Genomic DNA, 961 nt, shown 5'->3' on the forward strand with positions numbered 1-961 from the left:
CCAGCCGCCGAAGGTGGGGCAGATGATTGGGGTGAAGTCGTAACAAGGTAGCCGTATCGGAAGGTGCGGCTGGATCACCTCCTTTCTATGGAGCTCTAGGTACCCACAAAAGTGAAGAACAGCTTAACAGCTGATTCAAGTCCTTTTGCGGGGCCCAAGGCACAAGAACGAATGTGCACAAGATGCACAACGGACAATTTCACTCGCGTTCAGTTTTGAAAGGGCAACCTTTCAAACCGGTTTGGTGATAATGGCGGAGGGGTACCACGCGTACCCATACCGAACACGACCGTTAAGCCCTCCAGCGCCGATGGTACTTGGACCGAAGGGTCCTGGGAGAGTAGGACATTGCCAAGCCGGGCAATACAAGCCTGATCAAGCCGTAAAGGCAAAAGGCTTGGGCCCTTAGCTCAGCTGGTTAGAGCGCACCCCTGATAAGGGTGAGGTCGGTGGTTCGAGTCCACTAGGGCCCACCATATAAACCTAATACCCCAGGAAATAGGGGGCCATAGCTCAGCTGGGAGAGCGCCTGCCTTGCACGCAGGAGGTCAGCGGTTCGATCCCGCTTGGCTCCACCAAACGCATTGCTTTGAACGTGACGGCTCAAAAAGCCGGTTGAAACGACAAAGCGGATATGGTAAGATACCACTTGCCGCTGAAAAGACGGCAAACTTGATCCTTGAAAACTGGATAGCGAAAGAGTTTAGGTAAGAATCAACGCAGTTTTTACTAGCGTGTACGGGGATGACATCTTGTCAAATCCCGCACACGAGAACGAAGGTTTTGTTTCGCGCCCGACATTTGCACTTGTGCAAGAGAAGGAAGCGAAAGCAACAACCGAAGTGGATAAGCTAGTAAGGGCACACGGAGGATGCCTAGGCGCTAGGAGCCGAAGAAGGACGTGGCGAACAACGAAATGCCTCGGGGAGCTGTAAGCAAGCTTTGATCCGGGGATGTCCGA

The 961-nt window shown here is 53.2% G+C and carries 2 tRNA genes and 3 rRNA genes; all 5 read left to right on the forward strand.

Annotated elements, in window-relative coordinates:
* Positions 1 to 85: ribosomal RNA gene (locus ACFSUC_RS11525) — 16S ribosomal RNA — on the forward strand; the annotation flags it as partial.
* Positions 86 to 240: 155 nt separating this feature from the next.
* Positions 241 to 357: ribosomal RNA gene (rrf, locus tag ACFSUC_RS11530) — 5S ribosomal RNA — on the forward strand.
* A gap of 42 nt (positions 358 to 399) precedes the next feature.
* Positions 400 to 476, forward strand: a tRNA-Ile gene (locus ACFSUC_RS11535).
* 26 nt (positions 477 to 502) lie between these two features.
* A tRNA-Ala gene (locus ACFSUC_RS11540) sits at positions 503 to 578 on the forward strand.
* 266 nt (positions 579 to 844) lie between these two features.
* A 23S ribosomal RNA gene (locus ACFSUC_RS11545) occupies positions 845 to 961 on the forward strand; the annotation flags it as partial.

The sequence above is a fragment of the Marinicrinis sediminis genome, assembly GCF_042685085.1.
GTDB lineage: Bacteria > Bacillota > Bacilli > Paenibacillales > KCTC-33676 > Marinicrinis > Marinicrinis sediminis.